This is a genomic window from Collinsella sp. LCP21S3_C7 (assembly GCF_052118485.1).
Lineage (GTDB): Bacteria > Actinomycetota > Coriobacteriia > Coriobacteriales > Coriobacteriaceae > Collinsella.
Genome location: NZ_JBQKHC010000035.1, coordinates 1 through 5,868 on the forward strand (window position 1 = coordinate 1; position 5,868 = coordinate 5,868).

Genomic DNA, 5,868 nt, shown 5'->3' on the forward strand with positions numbered 1-5,868 from the left:
AGCCCACGTTGCCTAGGAACCGCCCCCAGGGGATGTTGCCCCCCCGCCGCCCTTATGGGGCTACCGGTGCGCACGGCTGGCAATGGGTTTGACCCTGCGGCCCGCACGGGACGCCCGCAACCACCGTATCGTCGATAGGAGCTTTTCCCACATGGCAGACATCGCATTCGAGAAGGACCTCTCCGTCACCGAGACCGGCATCGGGGGCCTGAAGGTCGTCGACCTCGCCGTACACGGCGACTCGCGCGGCTGGTTCAAGGAGAACTGGCAGCGCGCCAAGATGACCGCTCTGGGCATCCCCGACCTCAAGGTCGTCCAGAACAACATCTCCTACAACGACAGCCGCGGCGTCACCCGCGGCATCCACGCCGAGCCCTGGGACAAGTTCATCTCCGTCGCCCGCGGCTCGGTCTTCGGCGCCTGGGTGGACCTTCGTGAGGGCAGCGAGACCTTCGGTAAGGTGTTCACCTGCACGCTGGATCCGAGCAAGGCCATCTACGTACCGCGCGGCGTGGGCAACTCCTTCCAGGCCCTGGAGGACGGCACCGCCTACACCTACCTGGTGGACGCCCACTGGTCCCTTGAATTGAAGAAGACCTACACGTTCGTGAACCTCGCCGACCCCGAGCTCGCCATCGAGTGGCCCATCCCGCTCGATGAGGCCACCGTATCCGAGGCCGACCTCAACCACCCGATGCTCGCCGACGTCGTCCCCATGGCTCCGAAGCGCATCCTCGTCACCGGCTGCAACGGCCAGCTGGGCCGTGCGGTCCGCGCGCTGGCCGAGGAGTGCGGCGTCGCCAGGGACTTCGACTTCTGCGACATCGACACCTTCGACATGTCCGACCCGGAGTCCTACGCGCAGTACGACTGGTCGCTCTACGGCACCGTGATCAACTGCGGCGCCTACACGGCGGTCGACAGGGCCGAGACTCCCGAGGACCGCGTGACCGCCTGGAAGGCGAACGCGACGGGGCCGGCGCTGCTCGCCCGCATCTGCGCCGAGCACGGGATCACCCTCGTCCACGTTTCCTCCGACTACGTCTTCGACGGCACCGCCGAGGTCCACACCGAGGAGGAGCCCTTCAGCCCGCTTTCCGTCTACGGTCAGACCAAGGCCGCCGGCGACATCGCCGTGGCCGGCTGCCCGCGCCACTACATCATGCGCTCCAGCTGGGTCATCGGCGAGGGCCACAACTTCGTCAAGACCATGAAGGCGCTCTCCGACCGCGTTGCTGACCCGGAGGACAAGCTCACTCAGGTCACGGTCGTTGACGACCAGCTGGGCCGCCTGACCTTCACGCGCGACATGGCCGAGGCCATCTTCCACGTGCTGGGGACGCACTCCCCCTACGGTACGTATAACTGCACCGGCTCCGGCGCCGTGAAGTCCTGGGCGGACATCGCCTGCGCCGTCTTCGAGGCCGCCAACGGCAACGGGGACAAAGTGGTCCCGGTCAGCACCGCCGACTACTACGCCGGCGCCGAGGGGCCCGTCGCCCCACGCCCGGTGCACTCCGCGCTGGACCTGTCAAAGCTCGAGTCGGTCGGCTTCCACATGCCCGACTGGGAGGAAGAGCTGGGGGAGTACCTCAAGACGCTCTAGTCTCTATTTAATTTACGAGAGAAAAAGCCGCCGCTTGTTAACGGCGGCTTTTCTTGTTGGTGGCTATCTGCGCAGTGGTGCCAATAGTATTCTGCGGAAGATCTACCTCTCGCTTGGCGTGGTTGCGGACCTGCCGGGCTGGTCGTTGTAGGCGTACTTGCTGTACACGTTGACCTCCCACTGCTTTTTTTCGACCTTTGCTACAGAATCCAGGATGAATCCGGTTGCAAGGCTCAGACCACAGAGGAACATAAACGATGCAGCAAGCATGGCAGTGGGGAAGCGCGGGACTAGACCGGTCTGAAAGTACTCAACAAAGATAGGAATGCCCAAAGCCAGGCCGATAATCGCGAATAGAAGTGCGACGAGGCTGAAGAACTTCAGCGGGCGGTAGTCTTTGAACAGCGTACCGATCATCGCAACGACTTTAATGCCGTCGCTCACGGTATTGAGCTTGGACTCGGAACCCTCGGGACGATCGCGGTACTCGATGGGCACATCTTTGATGCGCCAGCGGTGGTCGACGGCGTGGATTGAGAGCTCAGTTTCGATTTGGAAGCCCTCGGAAAGCACAGGGAAGGTTTTAACGAACGGGCGGCTCATTGCGCGATAGCCCGTCATGACGTCATCGAAGCTGTAACCATAGATCCACTTGATCATGGCGCGAACTAGGTTGTTGCCAAAACCATGGAAGGCGCGCTTGTTTTCCTCGGCATAGGTGCCGTTGGAAAGGCGGTCGCCTACGGTCATGTCGGCCGTGCCGTTAAGGATGGGCTCGCAGAGGGCCTTAGCCGCCTCGGCGGGGTAGGTGTCGTCCCCGTCGACCATCAGGTAACAATCGGCATCGATATCGCGAAACATCTGACGGCAGACGTTGCCTTTTCCCTGACGGGGCTCAAAGCGGACCGTGGCGCCGTGCTCGGTGGCGATGCGTGAGGTATCGTCCGACGAGTTGTTGTCATAAACATAGACCGTCGCCTGCGGAAGCTCGCGGTGAAAGTCGTCGATGACCTTACCGATCGTGAGAGCTTCGTTGTAGCAAGGGATGATGACGGCGATGGATTCAGAATTCACTCAATGCTCCTTATACATTCAATCCTAGAAAGTATAGCCTTTTGCGTCTGACATCCTTAGATGTGGGTTAGTTCTCCAGTTTTGCTGCGCGAATCTTTTGCATGGCCGTCGGGTCTATACTGTTCATTTGTCAACGATTACGAGTAAGGGAGTTGCATCCGTGTCGGATCAGACAAAGCAACAAGAAACTCGCAGTCTGCCTGCGACGTTTGCTAAGAACGAATTTGAGAAGGATGCATTTATCCTTCGTCAGCTGGTTACCAAGGATTTTAAGATCAAGTATCGCCGTAGCGTTCTGGGCGTCGCATGGTCGGTGCTCAACCCGTTGCTGATGATGATCGTCATGGCCATCGTGTTTTCGACGATTTTCGCCCAGGGCCGCAATGGCTCGATTACGCCCGAAATGTATCCGCTGTATTTGATCGTAGGTAACGTTACCTTTGCCGTCATGTCCGAGTCCACGAACCAGGCGCTGACGTCCATTGTAGGTGCGGCTCCGCTGCTCAAGAAGGTTAAAGTGCACCGTTGGGTTTTTCCGGTGCAGAAGGTACTTTTCTCACTCGTGAACTTTGGCTTCTCGCTGGTCGCCGTAGCTATTGTTATGCTGTGGTTCCGTGTTATGCCTTCTTGGCACCTTATTCTGTTGCCGGTTTGCCTGCTGCTGCTTATGTGCTTCTGCATGGGTCTGGGCATGATGCTCTCAGCCCTTACGGTCTTTTTCCGCGACGTTATGCATCTGTGGAGCGTCGTCATCACGGCATGGACCTACATTACGCCCATCTTCTGGACTACCGACTTTATCGTTCAGATGCCTTATCTTGTTCGTATTTTGGTTTACGCGAACCCCATGTACAACTATCTGCAGTTTATGCGCGATATCTTCCTGTTCCAGACTACGCCCTCGCTTATGACGTTTGGTATGTGCGTCGCTTGGGCTGCCCTTGCGCTTGTTATTGGCTACACCGTGTTCCATAAGTCCGAGCGCAAATTTATCCTCTACATCTAAGGAGTGCTGTGATGACTGAATCTGTTGTTGATTACAGCGAGCAGCCTCTGGCTGTCGAGGTCGACGACGTCACCATGATCTTTAACATGGCGTCCGAGTCGCTGACCAACCTCAAGGAGTACTTTATTAAGCTCGCAAAGCACGAGCTGTTCTTTGAGGAGTTTAGGGCGCTTAAGCATATCTCGTTTGATATTCATCGTGGCGAGGTTGTGGGTCTGGTCGGCACCAACGGCTCCGGCAAATCCACGATGCTCAAGATTATCGCCGGCGTGCTCGAGCCCAGTGAGGGCAGCGTTAAGGTGCACGGTAACATCGCGCCGCTGATTGAGCTTGGTGCCGGCTTTGACCCCGAGCTGACCGCCCGTGAGAACATCTATCTGAACGGCGCCTTGCTCGGCTATACCAAGGAGTTCATCGACGCAAACTTTGACGGCATTATCGAGTTCGCTGAGCTGCAGAACTTTGTCGATATGCCGCTTAAGAACTTCTCCTCGGGCATGGTGGCGCGTATCGCCTTTGCAATCGCGACGATCACCGAGCCCGATATCCTGATCGTTGACGAGACGCTGTCCGTCGGTGATGTGTTCTTCCAGCAGAAGTGCGAGGACCGCATTCAGCACTTTATCCAGAGCGGCGACGTGACAGTTCTGTTCGTTTCGCACTCCATGGAGCAGGTTGAGCGCATCTGCCAGCGTGCCGTTTGGATTGAGAAGGGTGACCTTCGCATTGACGGACCGGTTGATGAGGTCTGCAAGGCGTATCGCGAGCAGTTCAACTAGGTTATAATTACAGCCGCTTGGCTGATTTATTTGGTTGAGCGTGCGGTTATTTGCTCCATTAGCTCAGTTGGATAGAGCAGGGGACTTCTAATCCCAAGGTCGACGGTTCGAATCCGCCATGGAGCACCATCGTTTATTGAGCCCGGGCCGCTTGGTGGTCTGGGCTTTTTTCGTCTTGTGTGCTGCGGTTTTGAAGGGTTCGCTATGGGAAGCAAAAGGCTCGACTGGATCGATATTGTAAAGGGGATTGCAATTATTCTGGTCATTGTGGGGCACACCGTCCCAAATCCCTCTCCCTTGAGGCACGCGATCTTCTCGTTTCACATGCCGGTGTTCTTTATTCTTGCCGGGTATACGTTTAGGCCGAAACCGTGGCGTGAGCTGCTGAGTGGTTCGGTGTCGCGCCTGCTGGTGCCGTATGTGGTTCTTGCACTGGCGTGGCAGGTGCCGACGTTCTTGATGAGCGGCGCTCCGTTGACGGGAGGTACACTTGCAGGCGGGCTCGAGACGCTTGTGTTTGCCTCGGGCGTTGATGTGCCCGGGCTTGGCGTTGCTGCCGTTGGCATGGCATGGTTTCTAGCGGCGCTGTTTACGTCGCGCCTGCTGTTTAATGCGCTCGTGCGGTTGTTTGACCGCCGCGGGATTGGGGTTGTTTGGCAGGGCGTTGTCTGTGCCGCGATTGCCTTTTGCGGTTTGAGCGTCTCTCGCTATTTTGGTGTTTACCTGCCACTCGATTTGGATCTGAGCTGCTACATTGTCTTGCTGATGTGGGTTGGGTATACGGCGCGCCAGAGGGGGCTGGAGCCGAGCGTGTGCAAGCCTCTTCTGTTTATTGGAGCCGGTGTCGCTTGGCTTATCCTTGCCGCGCTGAGTGGGCTTGAGCTTTCGAGTCGCCGCGTGGATGGATTTGTTGTTGCGACGGTTGCTGCTGTTTCGGGTAGCTACTGCGTCTGTTGGGTTTCGATGGCGTTGGAGAAGTTGAAAGACGTGCCGGTTTTGAGGGCTTTTGAGCTAGGACTCGTGTTTTGCGGGCAGGCCAGCCTTGCCATCTTCGCAATCCATGCGGTTGATTGGTTTATCCCTTGGCAGACGATGCCTCTGCTTATGACGCTGCCAGCATCGTGGTTCTTTGCTTCAATCGTACGCTGTGCCTGCGATATTGGATTGGCTTATGTGATCAAGAAGGCATGATGACAGCGGGCGGACGGTCTTTTTGAGAGCCGCCTCCCGCTATTTTGAAAGGGTTTTGAGGTGCGAATTCGTGCTGGGCTTTGACTCGATTGCTTGATTTTAGAGGCTTCGGTAGTTTGTGTGACAAGGGGCTAGCCTAGGCAGCAACGCTCTTCGCTCCCTTCACGCCCTTCTTCCTCGCCTTCACCGGGCGACCCGGGAGCTGGGGCTGG

General features: G+C 57.5%; 5 protein-coding genes and 1 tRNA gene. 5 read left to right on the forward strand and 1 reads right to left on the reverse strand.

The annotated features are described in order from the left end of the window. Nucleotides 1–151 precede the first annotated feature (151 nt). The gene (locus ACTQ1E_RS08645; RefSeq protein ID WP_441565859.1) at nucleotides 152–1,606 is read left to right on the forward strand and encodes a sugar nucleotide-binding protein; all 1,455 of its coding nucleotides are present in this window, start codon (nucleotides 152–154) and stop codon (nucleotides 1,604–1,606) included. A gap of 102 nt (nucleotides 1,607–1,708) precedes the next feature. On the opposite strand, the gene ACTQ1E_RS08650 is transcribed toward ACTQ1E_RS08645, so the two are convergent. Beyond that, nucleotides 1,709–2,680, reverse strand: a complete 972-nt coding sequence (locus ACTQ1E_RS08650; RefSeq protein ID WP_441565861.1) for a glycosyltransferase family 2 protein — start codon at nucleotides 2,678–2,680, stop codon at nucleotides 1,709–1,711. Nucleotides 2,681–2,840: 160 nt separating this feature from the next. Between ACTQ1E_RS08650 and ACTQ1E_RS08655 the strand changes: the two genes are divergently transcribed. The 4 genes from ACTQ1E_RS08655 (at nucleotide 2,841) to ACTQ1E_RS08670 (ending at nucleotide 5,656) form a co-directional block, all read left to right on the forward strand. Further along, nucleotides 2,841–3,686, forward strand: coding sequence for an ABC transporter permease (locus ACTQ1E_RS08655; RefSeq protein WP_441565863.1), 846 nt, complete (start codon nucleotides 2,841–2,843; stop codon nucleotides 3,684–3,686). Nucleotides 3,687–3,697: 11 nt separating this feature from the next. Further along, entirely contained in the window at nucleotides 3,698–4,465 is a 768-nt protein-coding gene (locus ACTQ1E_RS08660) for an ABC transporter ATP-binding protein (protein WP_441565865.1), read from the forward strand. A gap of 52 nt (nucleotides 4,466–4,517) precedes the next feature. Continuing rightward, nucleotides 4,518–4,594, forward strand: a tRNA-Arg gene (locus ACTQ1E_RS08665). A gap of 75 nt (nucleotides 4,595–4,669) precedes the next feature. Next, nucleotides 4,670–5,656, forward strand: coding sequence for an acyltransferase family protein (locus ACTQ1E_RS08670; RefSeq protein WP_441565867.1), 987 nt, complete (start codon nucleotides 4,670–4,672; stop codon nucleotides 5,654–5,656). Nucleotides 5,657–5,868 lie beyond the last annotated feature (212 nt).

Coding starts and splice junctions, on each gene's coding strand:
- ACTQ1E_RS08645 (WP_441565859.1), top strand. CDS start 152: ATGGCAGACATCGCATTCGAGAAGGACCTCTCCGTCACCGAGACCGGC.
- ACTQ1E_RS08660 (WP_441565865.1), top strand. CDS start 3,698: ATGACTGAATCTGTTGTTGATTACAGCGAGCAGCCTCTGGCTGTCGAG.
- ACTQ1E_RS08670 (WP_441565867.1), top strand. CDS start 4,670: ATGGGAAGCAAAAGGCTCGACTGGATCGATATTGTAAAGGGGATTGCA.